The organism is Streptomyces sp. a15 (assembly GCF_059026085.1).
This window is the reverse complement of sequence record NZ_JBWLKM010000133.1, coordinates 1-16,192: the sequence shown is the minus strand read 5'-3', so window position 1 is coordinate 16,192 and position 16,192 is coordinate 1. Positions and strand designations below refer to the sequence as shown.

13 protein-coding genes and 3 pseudogenes are annotated in these 16,192 nt (G+C 67.6%); 11 read left to right on the top strand and 5 right to left on the bottom strand.

Annotated elements, in window-relative coordinates; translation table 11 throughout:
• Positions 1-670: 670 nt before the first annotated feature.
• From AC5P09_RS48840 to AC5P09_RS48820, 5 genes and pseudogenes are all read left to right on the top strand, one after another.
• Entirely contained in the window at positions 671-793 is a 123-nt protein-coding gene (locus AC5P09_RS48840) for a hypothetical protein (protein WP_493880125.1), read from the top strand.
• The gene (locus tag AC5P09_RS48835; RefSeq protein ID WP_493880124.1) at positions 772-999 is read left to right on the top strand and encodes a hypothetical protein; all 228 of its coding nucleotides are present in this window, start codon (positions 772-774) and stop codon (positions 997-999) included. Before AC5P09_RS48840 ends, AC5P09_RS48835 begins: the two co-directional genes overlap by 22 nt.
• 135 nt (positions 1,000-1,134) lie before the next feature.
• A pseudogene (locus AC5P09_RS48830) lies at positions 1,135-2,912 on the top strand (pyruvate dehydrogenase).
• Positions 2,913-2,945: 33 nt separating this feature from the next.
• Positions 2,946-4,554, top strand: a pseudogene (locus tag AC5P09_RS48825) (NAD-dependent malic enzyme).
• A 94-nt stretch (positions 4,555-4,648) separates the two neighbouring features.
• Entirely contained in the window at positions 4,649-5,116 is a 468-nt protein-coding gene (locus AC5P09_RS48820) for a MarR family winged helix-turn-helix transcriptional regulator (protein ID WP_493880123.1), read from the top strand.
• Between the two features lie 283 nt (positions 5,117-5,399).
• On the opposite strand, the gene AC5P09_RS48815 is transcribed toward AC5P09_RS48820, so the two are convergent.
• On the bottom strand, positions 5,400-5,927 hold the full coding sequence (locus AC5P09_RS48815) for a MarR family winged helix-turn-helix transcriptional regulator (protein ID WP_493880122.1): 528 nt from the start codon (positions 5,925-5,927) through the stop codon (positions 5,400-5,402).
• 254 nt (positions 5,928-6,181) lie between these two features.
• On the opposite strand from AC5P09_RS48815, the gene AC5P09_RS48810 reads away from it, so the two are divergent.
• The gene (locus AC5P09_RS48810) at positions 6,182-7,255 is read left to right on the top strand and encodes an alkene reductase (RefSeq protein WP_493880121.1); all 1,074 of its coding nucleotides are present in this window, start codon (positions 6,182-6,184) and stop codon (positions 7,253-7,255) included.
• A gap of 738 nt (positions 7,256-7,993) precedes the next feature.
• Here AC5P09_RS48810 and AC5P09_RS48805 read toward each other — a convergent pair.
• Positions 7,994-8,509: a flavin reductase family protein gene (locus AC5P09_RS48805; RefSeq protein WP_493880120.1), complete on the bottom strand. Its 516-nt coding sequence runs from the start codon at positions 8,507-8,509 to the stop codon at positions 7,994-7,996.
• 154 nt (positions 8,510-8,663) lie between these two features.
• Here AC5P09_RS48805 and AC5P09_RS48800 point away from each other — a divergent pair, with 154 nt between their 5' ends.
• The 5 genes from AC5P09_RS48800 to AC5P09_RS48780 all read left to right on the top strand — a co-directional run bounded on the left by AC5P09_RS48800 (position 8,664) and on the right by AC5P09_RS48780 (position 13,785).
• Positions 8,664-9,431 (top strand): GntR family transcriptional regulator, encoded by a 768-nt coding sequence (locus AC5P09_RS48800; RefSeq protein WP_493880119.1) that lies wholly within the window; start codon positions 8,664-8,666, stop codon positions 9,429-9,431.
• A gap of 35 nt (positions 9,432-9,466) precedes the next feature.
• Positions 9,467-9,865, top strand: coding sequence for a GlcG/HbpS family heme-binding protein (locus tag AC5P09_RS48795; protein ID WP_493880118.1), 399 nt, complete (start codon positions 9,467-9,469; stop codon positions 9,863-9,865).
• A 2-nt stretch (positions 9,866-9,867) separates the two neighbouring features.
• Positions 9,868-11,592 carry a CocE/NonD family hydrolase gene (locus tag AC5P09_RS48790; protein ID WP_493880117.1) on the top strand — a complete coding sequence of 575 codons (1,725 nt, stop codon included), beginning with the start codon at positions 9,868-9,870 and terminating at the stop codon, positions 11,590-11,592.
• A 35-nt stretch (positions 11,593-11,627) separates the two neighbouring features.
• Positions 11,628-12,737, top strand: coding sequence for an LLM class flavin-dependent oxidoreductase (locus AC5P09_RS48785; protein ID WP_493880116.1), 1,110 nt, complete (start codon positions 11,628-11,630; stop codon positions 12,735-12,737).
• A gap of 541 nt (positions 12,738-13,278) precedes the next feature.
• Positions 13,279-13,785, top strand: a complete 507-nt coding sequence (locus tag AC5P09_RS48780; protein ID WP_493880115.1) for a Rossmann-fold NAD(P)-binding domain-containing protein — start codon at positions 13,279-13,281, stop codon at positions 13,783-13,785.
• 352 nt (positions 13,786-14,137) lie between these two features.
• Here the strand turns inward: AC5P09_RS48780 and AC5P09_RS48775 are convergent, their stop codons facing one another.
• The 3 genes and pseudogenes from AC5P09_RS48775 to AC5P09_RS48765 all read right to left on the bottom strand — a co-directional run bounded on the left by AC5P09_RS48775 (position 14,138) and on the right by AC5P09_RS48765 (position 15,676).
• Complete coding sequence (locus AC5P09_RS48775) at positions 14,138-14,443, bottom strand: hypothetical protein (RefSeq protein ID WP_493880126.1); 306 nt, start codon at positions 14,441-14,443, stop codon at positions 14,138-14,140.
• 28 nt (positions 14,444-14,471) lie between these two features.
• Positions 14,472-14,573: pseudogene (locus tag AC5P09_RS48770) on the bottom strand (NADPH:quinone reductase); the annotation flags it as partial.
• Positions 14,574-14,767: 194 nt separating this feature from the next.
• A complete protein-coding gene (locus AC5P09_RS48765) occupies positions 14,768-15,676 on the bottom strand; it encodes an SDR family oxidoreductase (RefSeq protein WP_493880114.1) in 909 nt (302 codons plus the stop codon).
• Positions 15,677-16,192 lie beyond the last annotated feature (516 nt).

Genomic DNA, 16,192 nt, shown 5'->3' with positions numbered 1-16,192 from the left:
TTCGGAATGTCCCGGAGAACACCGTCCTGTTCGAGCGGATCGTCAACGTGCTCATCGACCTCCAGCCGGGCATCCGGTTGAGCTTCAACACGCATCCGAGCAACGCGCTCGAGGCGCTGCAGCGCTGGCTTGACCGCTAGAAGGTCGATGAAGATCCTGGTGAGGGGCTGTCCGTCAGGCCGGACAGCCCCTCCGGTCATGCACCGGCTGGCGCGATGGGCCAGATGCCCCTGATGTACGCGAGCCCGAGGCTGATCAGCCGGGAGGTTGAGGGCGGCGGCTCGGGTGTGGAGCCAGGTGGCGTTCTTGATGGTGCCGCGGTAGCGCAGGCGCCGGTTGCCGTGGTGGACGAGCCGGGGACGGCGTGTCCGGCCGGGCAGGTCACGACGGCGGTTGTGGTGTCGACAGCGAAATCGTCGAAGGTGAAACCGCCGGGGACGTTAGGTCGCAGCGGGGTCGGGGACGTTTCCGCCGTCCCGCCCGTTCTGTTCCGCCCGCTGGCCCCTTGTTCCTTTGCCGGGCCTCTTCCTGTTCGGCGGGCGGCTTCCTCGAAAGCCTTCATCACGTCCTTGCCGACGATCATCCTGCCGACGCAGCCGTGACGCGCCTCTGGCCCACCTGCGCAAGCGGTTGCTCCGCTCCAGTACGTTCCTCAGATCCTGCTGTGTTCGTGTTCCGCTCTGGCCGGATGCGGATGAAGACCGTCAGCGCCGAAGAACTCGCCGTGATGAACACGGACTCCGACTGCGCGGCGATCGAGGGGAGCGCGTGGTGGACGCGGCCGTGGACGTGATGGCCTACGCCTGCCTGGTCGCGATCATGTCCCGGGGCCGCGGCGCACACCGCGGCATCGAGAAGCGGCTGATCAAGACCGCGGCCGACGCGGGCGCGCCGGTGGACATCTTCTCCAGCGCCGGAGCGCTCATCGTAATAGGCCCGAATTCGGCATCTTCCTCACTGCGAGTCGCGACAGGCGCGGCGACCAGGCCGGTCGCGTGACGTGGACCGCATCCGAGGACTGAACGACGAAAGACGCGTCAACTAAGTAAGCTCATGCTGGATGCGTCAACTAAATTTCGGAGCGGTCACGAGCCGCGCAACACGGGCGGGCAGCCCACGAGGAGAAGTCCGGCGATGCGAATCGCGACCGTAGCCCAGCAGATGGTGGACATCCTGCGCCAGGCGGGCGTGGAGCGGATCTACGGAGTGGTGGGCGACAGCCTGAACCCCGTGGTAGACGCGGTGCGGCACACCGAGGGCATCGAGTGGGTGCACGTACGCAACGAGGAGGCCGCCGCCTTCGCCGCGGCGGCGGAGGCACAGCTGACCGGCAAGCTCGCGGTGTGCGCCGGAAGCTGCGGCCCCGGCAACACCCACCTGATCCAGGGTCTGTACGACGCACACCGCTCCGGTGCGCCCGTACTGCGATCGCCTCGCACATCTCCTCGCACCAGATCGGCACCGGCTTCTTCCAGGAGACGCACCCCGAGCGGGTGTTCACCGACTGCAGCGACTACTGCGAGATGATCAGCACCCCCGAGCAGATGCCCCGCGTGCTGCGGATCGCCCTGCAGCGCGCACTCGGCCACAGCGCGATGTCGGTGCTCATCGTCCCGGGCGACGTCACGCACGCCCAGGCGACCCACCCGACCGGGACCAGCGACCTGGTCACCGAGCGCGGCCGCGTGGTCCCGCCGGACACCCAGGTACGGGCGCTGGCGGAGAAGCTGAACGCGGCACGGAAAGTGATGCTGTTCGCCGGCGCCGGGGTTCGGGACGCGCACGCCGAGGTCATGGCGCTCGCCGAGAAGGCCGCCGCCCCGGTCGGGCACACGCTGCGCGGCAAGGAGTGGATCCAGTTCGACAACCCCTACGACGTCGGCATGAGCGGACTACTGGGCTACGGGGCGTGCTTCGACGCGATGCATGAGGCCGACCTGGTCGTCCTGCTGGGCACCGACTTCCCGTACAACGACTTCCTGCCGCAGGCGCGGACCGTACAGATCGACCACGCCGCGGGGCGCCTCGGCCGCTGGTACTCGGCGCCGTAGCCGGCCATGTAGCGGTCCTGCCGTACGGTGCTGGAACTCGGTGTCCACGGCGACGTACGGGAGACGCTGCGCGCGGTGCTGCCGCTGCTTGAGGCGAAGCGGGGCCGTTCTTATCTGGACGGCAGCCTGCGCAAGCACGCCAAGTCCCTGGAGACGGTGGTCGCCGCCTACACCCGCAAGGTCGAGCGGCACATCCCGATCCACCCCGAGTACGCGGCCTCCGTCCTGGACGAACTCGCCGCCGACGACGCCGTGTTCACCGTCGACACCGGCATGTCCAACGTCTGGGCGGCGCGCTATCTGACCCCCAACGGGCGGCGCCGGGTGATCGGTTCGTTCCTGCACGGCACCATGGCCAACGCGCTGCCGCACGCCATCGGCGCGCAGTTCGCCGACCGCGGCCGCCAGGTGATCTCGATGTCGGGCGACGGCGGACTCGGCATGCTGATGGGCGAACTGCTCACTGCCAAGCTGCACGACCTGCCGGTGAAGACGATCGTGTTCAACAACTCCTCCCTCGGGATGGTCAAGCTGGAGATGTTGGTCGACGGACTGCCCGACTTCGAGACCGACCATGAGGCGGTGGACTTCGCGGCGATCGCCCGCGGCGCGGGCATCGAGTCGATCCGCATCGAACGGCCCGAGGATGTCGTCGCCGGCCTCAAGCAGGCCCTTGCCCATGACGGGCCGTTCCTGGTCGACCTGGTGACCGACCCGAACGCGCTGTCGATCCCGCCTCACATCTCGGTCGGCCAGGTGAAGGGGTTCGCCTTCGCGGCGGGCCGGACCGTGCTCGACGGAGGCGTCGGCAAGATGCTGGACCTGGCGCGCGCCAACCTGCGCAACATCCCCCGCCCCTGAAGCCCGTCCACCGTGGACCTGTGAGGAACCGTCATGACTTCGACCGGCCCGGGCCCTGCCCACGGGGCGGCCCTGCTCGCCGACCCGCTGCTCAACAAGGGCACCGCCTTCAGTCCGCGAGAGCGCGCCGAACTTGGCCTGGACGGGCTGCTGCCGCCCGCGACGGAGACTCTTGAGGAGCAGGCGGACCGTGCGTACGAGGCGTTCCTCGCGTACGACAAGCCGCTCAACCGGCACATCTAGCTGCGGCAGCTGCAGGACACCAACGAAGTTCTCTTCCACCACCTGCTCACCAGGCACCTTCAGGAGATGCTGCCGATCGTCTAAACCCCGACGGTCGGCGAGGCATGCCGGCGCTTCAGCGAGATCTACCGCAGGCCGCGCGGTCTGTTTCTGACCTACGAGGACCGGCATCGCTTCCGGGAGACCCTGTGCAACCGGCCCCACCGCGAGGTCGACGTCATCGTCGTCACCGACGGCCAGCGCATCCTGGGCCTGGGCGACCAGGGCGTCGGCGGCATGGGCATCCCGATCGGCAAACTCAGCCGATACACCGCCATCGGCGGCATCCACCCGGCGCGCACCCTGCCGATCCTGCTCGATGCCGGCACCGACAACGAGGAATTGCTGGCCGGCGACCACTACCTCGGCCGCAGACGCCACCGCGTCACCGGCGACGCGTGCGACGAAATGATCGAGGCGTTCGTCTCCGCCGTGGAGGCCGAACTCCCCGGGACCCTCCTTCAGTGGGAGGACTTCGCCCCGCGCACGCCCGTCCGATCCTCGGCCGCTACCAGGACCGGCTGCTGACCTTCAACGACGACATCCAGGGCACCGCGGCCGTGGCGCTCGGCGCGCTGAGCACAGCCACGAAGGTCACCGGAGCACGATTGCCCGACCAGCGCATCGTGGTCCTCGGCGCGGAATCCGCGGCGATCGGCGTCGCCGACATGATCCGCACCGCACTCGTCGACGAAGGGCTCTCCGAGCAACAGGCGGCCGACCGCTTCTGGTTCGTCGACATCGACGGCCTGCTCGTGCGCTCCCGAACCGATCTCACGCCCGAGCAGCGCGTCTACGCGCGCGACGACACGGACGTACGGGACTGGGACGCCGGTGCGCTCGACCTGGCGCGGGTCGTCGACGAGGTGAAGCCGACGGTGCTGATCGGACTGTCCACGGCGTACGGCGCGTTCACCGAGGAGATCGTGCGGACGATGGCCGCCGCCTGCGACCGGCCGGTGATCCTGCCGCTGTCCAATCCGACCTCGCACGCCGAGGCGGACTCCGCCGACCTCGCCCGCTGGACCGAGGGCAGGGCGCTGATCGCCGCCGGTTCCCCTTTCCCGCCGCTGAAGCTGGACGGGCGCGAGGTGCCGGTGGCGCAGGCCAACAACGTCTACGTCTTCCCGGCCGTCGGGCTGGCCGCGGCCGCCTGCCGGGCCACCCGGGTAACCGACCGGGCGCGGACGGGGCCACCCCGCTGCTGCCACCGCTGGCGGACATGCGGGACGCGGCCCGCGACATCGCGCTGGCCCTGGCCAAGGCCGCGGTCGAGGACGGCGTTGCCCCCGAGGCCACGGATGCCGAGCTGCGCGACGCAATCTCGGCGGCGCAGTGGACACCGCGATACGCGTCCTGACGCGGAGCCTCGCACGCCGTGCGCGGGGTTGGGGTCTTGATGGGGCGTCCTTCGCTTCGCTGGGTGACCCGTCAACTCCTTTACACTCGCTTGTATGGATGAAGAAGTGCGGTGGTTGACGGCGGAGGAGCAGCACGCCTGGCGGAGTTTTGTTCGGTTGCATGAGCGGCTGGGGGGCCGTCTGTCACGCATGTTGCAGACTCAGTCGAAACTCTCGGCTGCGGATTTCGGCGTGCTGGTCAATCTCACCGACGTGCCGGACGGCCGGCAGCGCTACCAGGATCTGGCCCGCGCGCTCGAGTGGGAGAAGAGCCGGATGTCCCACCACATCGCGCGGATGGCCGGACGAGGCCTCGTGGTCCGCGAGGAGTGCCCCGATGACGCGCGGGGAGCGTTCGTGGTGATCACGGACGCCGGGCGGGCGGCGATCGAGACGGCGGCTCCGCTGCATGTGGGGGCGGTGCGGGAGCTGTTCCTGGACCATGTCACCCCGGCGGAGCTGCGGACGCTGGCCGACATCTCCGACCGAGTGGTGGCGAAGCTGGACGAGGATCCCGCCTGATCGGCTGCACCGGCCTTCGGCCGCGGCGGCAGGGCCGGTAACCCGGCTCTTATGACTCGCAGGGATAGTCCGTGCTGTTGGCGGTCACGGTGGTGTGGAATCGGACGGGCGCTCCGGCGCTGTGAAGTCCCGATGGCATCGTTTGCGCGACGGCCTGGGCCGCAGCACTCTTGTCCGACCATCCACTCCGGTCCTTTCTGTCCCGGCAGTGCCCGAGGTCCCGGATCGAGGAGCGGGCTGAGCCTCGATCCGCATGACGGCTTCGGATCCGTCGCGCGGTCCCTCAGTGGAGTTGCGCTGCGGCCCGCGTGAGGCTGTCCTCGATCCGGCCCAGGACGTCGAGAGCCTCGGCCTGCTCCTCGGGGGTCAGGTCGTTGACGACGCCGGCCTCGAGATCGAGCCATGCACGCTCCACTTCTTGCCGCAGGGCGTTGCTGGCGGCCGTGGGTTCGACGATGGTGGCCCGCTTGTCGCTGGGGGAGGGGTGGCGGCGTACGAAGCCCGCGTTCTCCAGGCGTTGAATGGTGCGGGTCATGGTGGCGGCGTCGGAGCCGAGCAGTCGGACGAGGTCGGTCTGGCGCTGGGGGCCGCGGTCCCACAGCTGCATCATGACCAGTTCCTGGCCGGGGTGGAGGCCGACGCGACGCAGTAGCTGCCCGGCGAGCATGCGGTGCACGCGGGCCGCGCGGAAGATCGCGTGGCTGAGTGGACCGGCCGCGACGGAAGGCGGCAGCGGCGAGGGGCCGTCCGCCGGCGGCGTCGTCCGGGCTGCGGTCGAGCGACTTACGTCCGCTCTCTCCGGCTGGGTCATTTCTTCCTCGCTGGGCGGTCGGAACTTGCTTGAACAAGTAGACGCTACCGCTTTGCTGGGTCTCAACGGCTGTGACAAGGGCGGCGTTTTCCCCTGTGCTGCTGCGTGAGGATTGTCGATGTGACGTGGATCACGGGTGCGGGGGGATGGCTCCATGCGATTTACTTGTTCAGACAGTTAACCGCGCGATCGGCGCTGGTACGTCATGGGCCGCGGGAAACGGCGGCCCGCCTGTGAGACAAGGAAATTGATTCGTGTCAACGGCCTTTCAGCCCTACGACCTCAGCGGCAAGCAGCTGGCCAATCGCATCGCGATGGCTCCGATGACCCGCAGTCGCGCATACGATGACGGGCAGTGCGTGACCGACCTGACGGCCACCTACTACGCGCAGCGGGCGAGTGCCGGTCTGATCATCACGGAGGGCACCCAGCCGTCGGTGGTCGGCCAGGGCTACCCCGCCACGCCGGGCATTCACTCGGCCGAGCAGGTCGCGGCCTGGCGCAAGGTGACTGACGCCGTGCACGCCGAGGGCGGTGTGATCTACCTGCAGCTGATGCACACCGGCCGGGTCGGTCACCCGAGCCTCATGGGCCTTCAGCCGGTCGGCCCGTCCGCCGTCACGGCCAAGGGGCAGGTCTACACGCAGACCGGCCCGCAGGACTTCGTGGAGCCGAAGGAACTCACCGAGGCCGAGATTCTCGAGACGATCGCCGACTACGCCGCAGCCGCGCGCAACGCGATCGAGGCCGGCTTCGACGGCGTGGAGGTGCACGGCGCCAACGGCTACCTCATCCACCAGTTCCTCGCCCCGAGTTCCAACCAGCGCACCGACGGCTGGGGCGGTTCGCCGCAGGCCCGCATCCGCTTCGCCGTCGAGAGCGCCAAGGCCGTCGCCGAGGCCATCGGCGCGGACAAGGTCGGCTTCCGCATCTCCCCCGGAAACCCCTTCAACGACATCGACGAGTCCGACCGGGCCGACGTGGAGGCGACCTACACCGCGCTGGTCGACGCGCTCGCCCCGCTCGGCCTGGTCTACCTGCACCAGATGGAGGCCCCCGAGAGCCGCGACCTGACCATCCGTCTGCGCAAGCAGTTCCCGGGCACCTACATCCTCAACCCCTTCACCGCGCCGCAGCCGACAGGGCCGGAAGCGCTGGAGCTGATCGAGGACGGCACCGCCGACCTGATCTCCTTCGGTGCCCTGTTCCTGGCCAACCCCGACCTGCCCAAGCGGCTGGCCGCCGGCGGTCCCTTCAACGCCCCGGACCCCGCCGCCTTCTATGGCGGTGACCACACCGGTTACACCGACTACCCGACCCTCGACTGACCTTCGGCCGTCAGGCCCGCACGTGTGCCCCCGGCCAGGTGGATCTGGCCGGGGGCACACGTGCGGGTGCGCATATTTTCCTGCCCGAACAACTCATGGGTCGACAGCAGGGGCTCAGAGGATGTAGTTCTCACCGGTCGTGCGCACGGGGATTTCGCTGATCGACACCGCGGCGAGTGGCTGGTTGATGGTCGGCACGTTCGCCAAGTCGGGGCCCTGCAAGCGCGGCGAGTCCGGTGCCGGACTGCTCGGATCAGGCCGGTGTTTCGTTCGGCGTGTAACAACGCCGTGGCGTCATGTCGGTCGGCCAGTTCTCGCAAGACCACGCACATGTGCGCGGATCCGGTATGGACGCTCTCGTAGCCGATGGCCCGCACCATCCCGTGCACGGTGGGTATCGGGGTAACCGTGGTACGCCAGATCTGCGGCTCGTGGCCGCGCCGGTAGGTGATCAGGTCGGCGATCGAGACGAGCGGAAGTTCATGCTTCGTGGCGACCGTGACCCGATGAGTGCCTACTTGGGGTTTCGACAGCTCAGGCCGGCCGTAGCTGGAGGTGCGCCGGACTGTGAACGCGACAAGCCGCAGTGTCGCAAGGCTCGCACTGCCGGTCACGTTGCCGTCGTCGACGACCACGATGGGACGTGCGGCCGCTACCGCAGCGTGGCGTGCCGAGCCCTGTGGCCCATGCCGGCAGGAGGAGCCGACTGCAGCGCCCCATCATGCCTCTGTGTCGTGATCAGGCTTCGGCCACCCTGCGAGCGCGGCCGGCGACAACGTCATCCGCGATGGCCCCGACCGTCGAGAAGACGTGGTCGTGGTAGACCAGCGGTGAGCGCTGGTCTATCTCGGCGTGTTCGACGGTTCCCAGCACGACCACGTGGTCGCCACCGTCGAGAAGTCCACTTGTCCGGCACGCCAACCAGACGGCAATGCCGGGCAGCCGCGGCAGTCCCGCATCGGGACGCCAATCCACAGACGCGAACTTGTCGGGACTCTTCTTACTGAAGTTGGCCGCGAGCACCTTCTGGTCACTGGCCAGCACGTTGACACCGAAGCGCTCGGAGCCCCGCAGTTTGGCCAGCAGCTCCGACTGCCGGTCCAGGGCGACGGAGATCATCGGTGGATCAAGCGACAGGGAAGTGAACGCGCCGACGGTAGTGCCGTGCGGCCGCTCCTCCGAGAGCGCTGTCACGACGACGACCGGGGTCGCAACCTGAGACATGGCAGCACGAAACAGATCCGGTTCGACCATGACGCCTCCTTGAGTACTGGTCGATTCTGTCTACAGAATGGACCCATAACCACGCGTTCACAAGGCCAACTTCGTGCCGAATCACCTTGACGCTAGGTGAATCTGTCGACAGAATGCTGAACGTCGGCACACGGACCGAGTACACGCAGGGGCTATGACGATGGTCGAACGATCACCAGATTCGCTGACAGCGGCAGAGCCCGGGAGTGAGGCGGGTCAGGGAACTGTCACCCTCGACGCGGTTCACGACCTGCTGCGCAACCGGATCCTGCACGGTGAGCTCCCGCCAGGATCGGTCGTGTCCCAGGCTGATCTGTCCCGGGACCTGGGGGTGTCCCGCTCCCCGATCCGCGAGGCGTGTCGGCTGTTGGAGCGAGAAGGGCTCGTGGTCTCGCGGCACAACCGCCGCGTCCAGGTTGCCGACTTCTCAATGGAGGACCTGGAGGAGCTTTACGCCTCACGGCTGGTGCTGGAGCCGCTGGCGCTGACCGTGCGTGTCCCGTCTCTGACGGCGAGGGAACTGGATGAGATGGCCACGGCGCTCGAGGAGATGCGGCAAAGCGCCGAGCAGCGCGACTACGACCGGTTCAAGGCTCCGCACGACCGGTTTCACTCGGTCCTCTACTCGGACACAAATGGCCGGTTGCTGCGGCAGATCAATCAGTTGTCCGATCACGCGAGCCGGTATCGCCGCGTCTACATGACTCAGTCACCGAGCGCCTGGGACGTGGTCCTAGGGCACGACACCAGAATCCTGCAAGCGGTGTCCCGAGGGGAAGCCGTTGCCGCCGGTGCGGAGTTGGCCCGACACCTGGCTGCCACAGCGCTGTCGATGATGGCGCTGATGGATCCGCTCCACGACCCACGCCTGCTGCGTGCCGCGCTGCACCAAGCCTGTCACAGCGAGGAAGGAACGAGATGAGTGATTCGGAACCGACCACCTACGAGCGGTCGACGGTGAGCTACGAGACGGCTCGACGACTGCTCGAGGCCGCTGTCGGGAGCGCACGCGAGGCCGGTATGCCGGCGGCCATCGTCGTCAGCGATGTCGCCGGTGAGCCGATCGCGATCGCGCGCACGGACGGCGCCGGCCTGCTGCCCTTGAAGGTGGCATCCGACAAAGCCTGGACGGCCGCCAATGCCGGTGCTCCCACCGAACAGGTGCACGCCTTCGTCAGTTCGGACCCGGCGGCGCTGGCGTGCATGCCGACGGTGCCCAGGTTCAGCTCGGTCGCCGGCGGTCTTCCCATCACCGGCGGCGGTCGCGTCATCGGTGCGATCGGGGTGAGCGGCGGCGCCAGCGCTCAGGATGCGGCCGTGGCCAGCGCCGCGCTTGACGCCCTCGGGGAGCTGTAGAGATGTTCGGCGTCAACTGGCGAACGTCGCCACGACAGTACGACGTTCGGGTCGAGCGCCATGTGCGCATCGTGATGGACGACGGCGTCGAACTCGACGCGCAGGTGTTCCGGCCGGACTCCGACGGCCAGTTCCCTGCCCTGCTCGGGGTGCACGCCTACGACGCTGCCATGCAGACCGCGCACTCGCACCCTCGCGCGATGAGGCTGGCGAACGCTCAGGCCGAGGCCGGCGACCCTTACTTCTACGCACGGCGCGGATACGTCCATGTGATCGTCAACGCGCGCGGGACCGGCGCTTCGGGCGGCCGCTACTCCCACTACGGACCACGCGATGTCGACGACATCGTCGCCGTCATCGAGTGGATGGCGGCCCAGCCGTGGTGCACGGGCGGTGTCGGGATGTTCGGCGTGTCCTACTTCGCCGTAGCGGCGAAGCAGGTCGCGGCCCGCAATCCGGAACCGCTCAAGGCCGTGTTCGCGCCGTTCGGGTACACCGATTTCTATCGTGACAAGTTCTACCACGGGGGCATCCTCGCCCGGAACTTCGTCACGTCGTGGACCAAGCAGCTGGCCAACGTCGAGGTCGACGGATGGAGCCAGAAGGCGCTCGGCGAGGAGGAGTACGCTCGCCGGTTGGAGGAGCTGCGCGCAGACCCGGACATCACAGCGGTGCCCGAGCTCGCGGCCGCGCTCGCCGCGCCGGACACGAATGCGCATCCGTTGATCGTCGACGTGTTGATGAACTCGGTGGACGGCCCCTACTGGCACGAACGCAACCCCGACCTCACGGCCATCCGGGTGCCCATCGTGCTGGGCGCCTGCTGGGGCATGTACGGATTGCACCTGCCTGGCGAGTTCCGGGCATGGAAGCAGATCGACGCACCCAAGAAGTTGATCGTCGGGCCGCCGATCTACCTCGACCGTCCGGTCTACCAGTACGCGGAGCAGTCACTGCGCTGGTTCGACCACTGGCTCAAGGGCAACGACACCGGTTACCTCGACGAGCCGCCCGTGCAGTTGTTCCTGCCCGGCGACGACGGCAAGGGCTCCTGGCGCGACGCCCACGAGTGGCCGCTGCCGAAGACCGCGTGGCACAGCTTCTACCTTCACCGCGAAGGGCTGCTGTCGGAACACGAGCACTGGCCGCGCGAAGGAGCGTCCGGCTACGAGGACAACATTTACAACGGCCGTGACGCCGTCACCTTCACCACGCCCCCTCTGGTCGAACGCACCGAAATGGTCGGGCCGGCGACCGCGACGGTGTACGCGGCCACCACCGACGACGAGTTGCTGCTGTTCCTCTCGTTGTGGGTGGTCGATGCCGACGGCAGCCGCCACCTTCTCACCCGTGGCTGGCTCCGTGGAACTCTGCGCGAGGTGGACGAGGCCCGATCCGAACCCTGGCTTCCCGAGCACCCCTACACCAGCCCCGAACCCGTGACACCTGACGCGGTGCACCGTTACGAGATCTCGCTGTCCCCGACCGCCTACGTGTTCACTCCCGGCCAGCGTATCCAGCTTCAGGTCAGCTCCTCCGACCTGGAACATCCCGAAAGGTTCGTCGATGTGGTCGGTCAGGGCCATCTGCTCAGGCGCAGTCCCTCCTGGGTCAGCATCCTGCACGATGCCGAACACCCGTCAGAGCTGATGCTTCCCATCGCCGATGGCAACCGCATCGGTACCTACATGTCCGCCGGAACCGCCACTTCCGTAGAAATCCCCTGACCTCAGCAATCCGCCAACGACGTCGGAGGCAAAAAATGATCACCCCCTGGCTGTTCGACATCTTCAACTACCCCTGGGCCCCTGACGCCACGAAGTTCGACGCCGAGGCCACCCAGGAGCTTTTCGACTGGCACCTCGACTCGTGGGAGCTGGCCGAGCGGGCCGGATTCGAGGGCGTGTTCTTCAGCGAGCACCACTACACCCCCTACGCCTTGACCCCGTCACCCAATCTCCTGGTCGCCGCGATCGCTCAGCGCACCCAGCGGCTGAAGCTCGGCGTCATGGCGAACATCGTGCCGATGCACAACCCGCGCCGGCTGGCCGAAGAGTTCGCGATGCTGGACTATCTCACCCACGGGCGGCTCGAGATCGGCCTCGGCCGGGGTGTCGATGAACGGGAGTTCCTCCGCGAAGGCATCCCGCTGAAGGAAACGCGACCCCGTTTCCAAGAAGGTCTGCGTCTGATCGAAGAGATGCTCTCGAAGCCGGTCTTCACGCATACCGGTAAGTACGCGAACTTCGAGGAGACGTCGGTGTGGCCGCAACCGCGGCAACCCATGTCGGAGCGGCCCCCGATCTGGATCACCGCACTCAGCCCGGATACCGTCGACTGGTGTGCCCAGGAGGGTTACCGCATCTCCACCGCTTTCCAGCCCACCCCGGCCCTGCGTGCCGTACACGACAGGTATCGTGCTGCGGCACAAAAGGCGGGGAACCCTGCGGGGTCGGAAACCGTGATGGTGCTCAGGAACGTCTTCGTCGCGGAAACCGACGAGGAGGCCCGCGCCATCGCCGAGCCCGCCCTCAACCATCTGTTCGGGCTGTTCAAGGAGGACCTCATCTGGAACGACATCGAAAAAGCCGTTCCTGAAGGGTACAACGCCGAGTTCTACCAGTCGTTCTTCCGTCCCTTCGCCGGATCCGGTCCGGTCGACTGGCAGACCCTCGTCGATCTCGGGATCTTCATTGTCGGGTCACCGAGCACCGTCCGTGACAAGCTGATCAAGCAGGCGCACGAGATCGGGTCCTCGAACCTCCTGTTCTGGGGCTCGTTCGGGACCTTGACGAAGGACCAGACGATGAACTCCTATGAATTGCTCGGGCGCGAAGTCCTGCCCGCGCTGCGTGAGGAGACCGTCGACTAGCACGGTCTCAGTATGACCGTGGGGCGGGCCGTGCCGGCAGCGATTCCCGGCACGGCCACCCGCCTCCGTGAAGGAACAGCAAGTCTCCATTGAGGCCGCCCGCGCCGCCGGCGGCCGAGTACTACGCCGTCGACGTTGCGGTAGAGGGTCCCGCGCGCGGACCTGATCCCCTTGGCAGCGCTCGCCGATCGTGACGTCTGCACTGGCACGCCAGGAAAAGAGCCGTACGGCGGCCTCGTTGACGCACTGCCCCCCCCCGCGCCCGGTTAGCGCTGTCCGAGGGTTTCGCCCGGTCGGCACGACGGCCTTGAAGGAGATGACATGAAGACCTTGGCCGGTAAGACGCTTTTCATAACAGGTGGCAGCCGCGGCATCGGTCTCGCGATCGCATAGCGCGCCGCCCGTGACGGGGCAAATGTGGCCATAGCTGCAAAGACGACGGAAGTCCACCCGCGGCTACCCGGCACGATCTATACGGCCGCACACGAGATCGAATCGGCTGGCGGCCACGTGTTGCCGCTGGCCTGTGATGTTCGTTCCGATGACAACTGAGATGAAGCGTTTCGACCTGATGCACCAGGTGAACGTGCGTGGCACTTACCTGGTGTCAAAAACCTGCCTGCCCCACCTCGCTTACACGATGTCCAAGATGGGGATGAGTATGTGCACTCTCGGCCTGACGGTTGAACTCCGAGACAACGGGATCGGAGTCGACTCGCTGTGGCCGCTCACGTTGATCGACACCGCGGCTGTGCGCAATGTGGTCGCCGCCGCCGCAGGTCCGGCAGCCGGCCGAAAACCCGCCATCGTCGCCGACGCCGACGCCGACGCCGCAGTCCTGGTCAAGCCGGCGCAGCACTGCACTGGGAACTTCTTCATCGACGAGGAGGTCCTCCGTGCGGAAGGAGAGCACGACCTCCGATCGCTACTCCACCCAACCCGGAGCTACGCCGGCAGTCGACTTCTTCGTGCCGGACGGACTTGCTCAACTGCTCGACAACCGCACTGTGCCGACGGGTTCGGACAATCTTCCAGCGTGACCGCGTAATCGCGTGACCACCCGCACTCGCCGGGGCCTTCATAGGCTCGACACGCAAGCCTCGTCGCCCGCCGTCACACGACTGATCAGGCGTGGCGCGCGGCGGGCGTTCACAGCATCCGCAGAGTGGAGGCCTTGCGAACCAGGCTGACGAGCATTGAGTCGGCTGCCCGATCCATGACGTCGTTGGCTCGCACACGACCGTTGTCGTTGATGTACGGAGAGTGGAAGGGACTGCTCACCGAAGTCTCGGATCGTTCCCTTGTCGTCCAGCACGCCGGTGCAACAGGCGGTGCCGTGGACGTGGATCGTGGTCGGCGTGTCCGCGGGGCTCCGCAGCCGACCAGCTCCAGCGCCGCGTTCAGACCGTCCGGTCACCTGACCGCACCGTGTCGGCGATCTTGCCGTCGTCCACCACCGAGTGATCGACACCAAGACTCCGCAGCATGTCGGCGCGAGCCGGGCTGCGGGTCGTGGCGATGACGGCGGCGCGCATGTCCTTTGCCATCGCGCCCGCGCCGACCCGACCGTGGACGTCCCGCCGGATCAGCAGGGTCTGCCCGGACCTGAGATGCCAGGCCGGTGGTGAGGGAGCCGAGGCCGTCTGGAACATCTCCGGCAGCGCGCCCAGCGTCGACCACGGCAGGTCCGAACTGAAGGGGATCACCTGGCTCTTTCGGGGTGTCGTCCACCACGCCGACACCCTCGATGCCCGGGATGCGCGGCAAGGTCACATCCGAGTCGGCGAGCCCCTTGCCGGTCGTCACCTCCGACTTGTTCACCCCAAGCACCTTCATCCGGAGCCGCGCCCAGCCCGGCTTCACCGCGGGCAGGGGATGTCGTTCACGACGAGCTTGTCCACGCCGCCCGGCTCGGACAGCACGATGGCGCGCATCGTCATGGACATACCGGGGCTGCTGAATCCGTCATGGCGGTTCCGCCACACATCGATGGGACCCCCGCCGGGCAGCGGGACCGGGATGCGGGCCCGTCACCGGTGCCGTGCCGTGCCCAGCTCGTCGGTGAACCGGGCGACGACGTCTTCGGCCGTGGGGACGGGGCCGAACAGCTGCTCCTGGCGACGGGGGTCGGCGACGTAGCGGCCCTTGTCGAACCAGCCGAACATCGCGGCCATGTCCTTGACCACCGGAACGAAGCGGCCGACGACGGCTCCTGCGGCGCGGGTGACGGTCGAGGGGACGGCCCACACCTTGATTTTCTTTCCGGCCCGGTTGCCCATCAGGTCGGCCATCTCGCGCATGCTGACCGGGCGGTCCCAGCCGATGTCGATGCGCTCGCCGTTGTTGGCCTCGGTGTCGACGGCGGCCGCCAGGTACGCCGCGAGATCGGAGGTGTGGACGAAGGTCAGCGGGACGGTGGCCTTGCTCATCCAGATCAGGCGGCCCTTGTCGACCGGGTCGCCCGCCATGGTCGCGATCTGGTCGAAGAACGCCCCCGGGCGCAGTGCTACGAACGGGACGCCGAGCTGTTCGAGCTTGTCCTCGGCGACCTTCTTGTGCCAGAAGTGCGGGACGTGGGGCGTCTGGTCGCTGGTGAGGATGCTGGTCAGGACGAACCGCCGGATGCCGGTGCGGTGGGCGGCCTCGGCGAGGTTGGCGTTGCCGACGGTGTCGATGTCGTGCGCGTTCTTGCCGCCGCGGGTGTAGCCGGCGGCGGTGGTGATGACGGCATCGGCGCCGTTCATGGCGGCGACGAGCGAGTCGAGGTCGAGCATGTCGCCGCGGGCGATCTCGACACCCCGGTCTTCGAGCCTGCTGGCGTCGGTGGTCGGCCGGACCAGGGCGCGGACGTTCTTGCCGCGCTTGAGCAGTTCGTCGACGACCTTGCCCCCGAGGGAGCCGGTCGCGCCGACGACGAGGACGGGGAGGGTGGTGGTCATGGGGGTCTCACTTTCCATCAGGTCAGTAGTGGGGGGATTGGGTGGGCGGGGGAGTAGCGGCCGGACGTGGGCGCCGTCGACCCGGGTCGCTCAGGGGGCGGGTCTGTGGTGGGCGGATCCGCGGCGCGGGGCGCGGGTCACCGCCGGCCCTCAGGAGCTTGCCGAAATCGAAGGTGGGCCGGACGCGTGTGATGCGGCCATCCTCGATGTAAGCCAGTTGGCGACGGGGAAGGATCGCCGTCCCCGCGGAGGCGTTGCCCTTCCCCCGGATGAGTTCCGCCTGCCTGCACCGGGACAGCTCGCGCTTGAATGACGCTGAGGCCCCGCAACCAGTCGTTCTCTCTGATGGGCAGAAGTTCGCAGTGACTCCGCCACATCCAACCTATTTGCAGCCCATGTCCGCATACCCACCCGACTGTCGCGTGGGGCACACCAACATGGGGTGCAAACGGGGGAGTTACTTGGACTCTTCTTCCGGAAGGGGGCGGTTGTTGATCGCGTCGGTGATGGCGTAGG

Coding starts and splice junctions, on each gene's coding strand:
- AC5P09_RS48820 (WP_493880123.1), top strand. CDS start 4,649: ATGGATGAAGAAGTGCGGTGGTTGACGGCGGAGGAGCAGCACGCCTGG.
- AC5P09_RS48815 (WP_493880122.1), bottom strand. CDS start 5,927: ATGACCCAGCCGGAGAGAGCGGACGTAAGTCGCTCGACCGCAGCCCGG.
- AC5P09_RS48805 (WP_493880120.1), bottom strand. CDS start 8,509: ATGGTCGAACCGGATCTGTTTCGTGCTGCCATGTCTCAGGTTGCGACC.
- AC5P09_RS48800 (WP_493880119.1), top strand. CDS start 8,664: ATGACGATGGTCGAACGATCACCAGATTCGCTGACAGCGGCAGAGCCC.
- AC5P09_RS48790 (WP_493880117.1), top strand. CDS start 9,868: ATGTTCGGCGTCAACTGGCGAACGTCGCCACGACAGTACGACGTTCGG.
- AC5P09_RS48785 (WP_493880116.1), top strand. CDS start 11,628: ATGATCACCCCCTGGCTGTTCGACATCTTCAACTACCCCTGGGCCCCT.
- AC5P09_RS48780 (WP_493880115.1), top strand. CDS start 13,279: ATGACAACTGAGATGAAGCGTTTCGACCTGATGCACCAGGTGAACGTG.
- AC5P09_RS48765 (WP_493880114.1), bottom strand. CDS start 15,676: ATGACCACCACCCTCCCCGTCCTCGTCGTCGGCGCGACCGGCTCCCTC.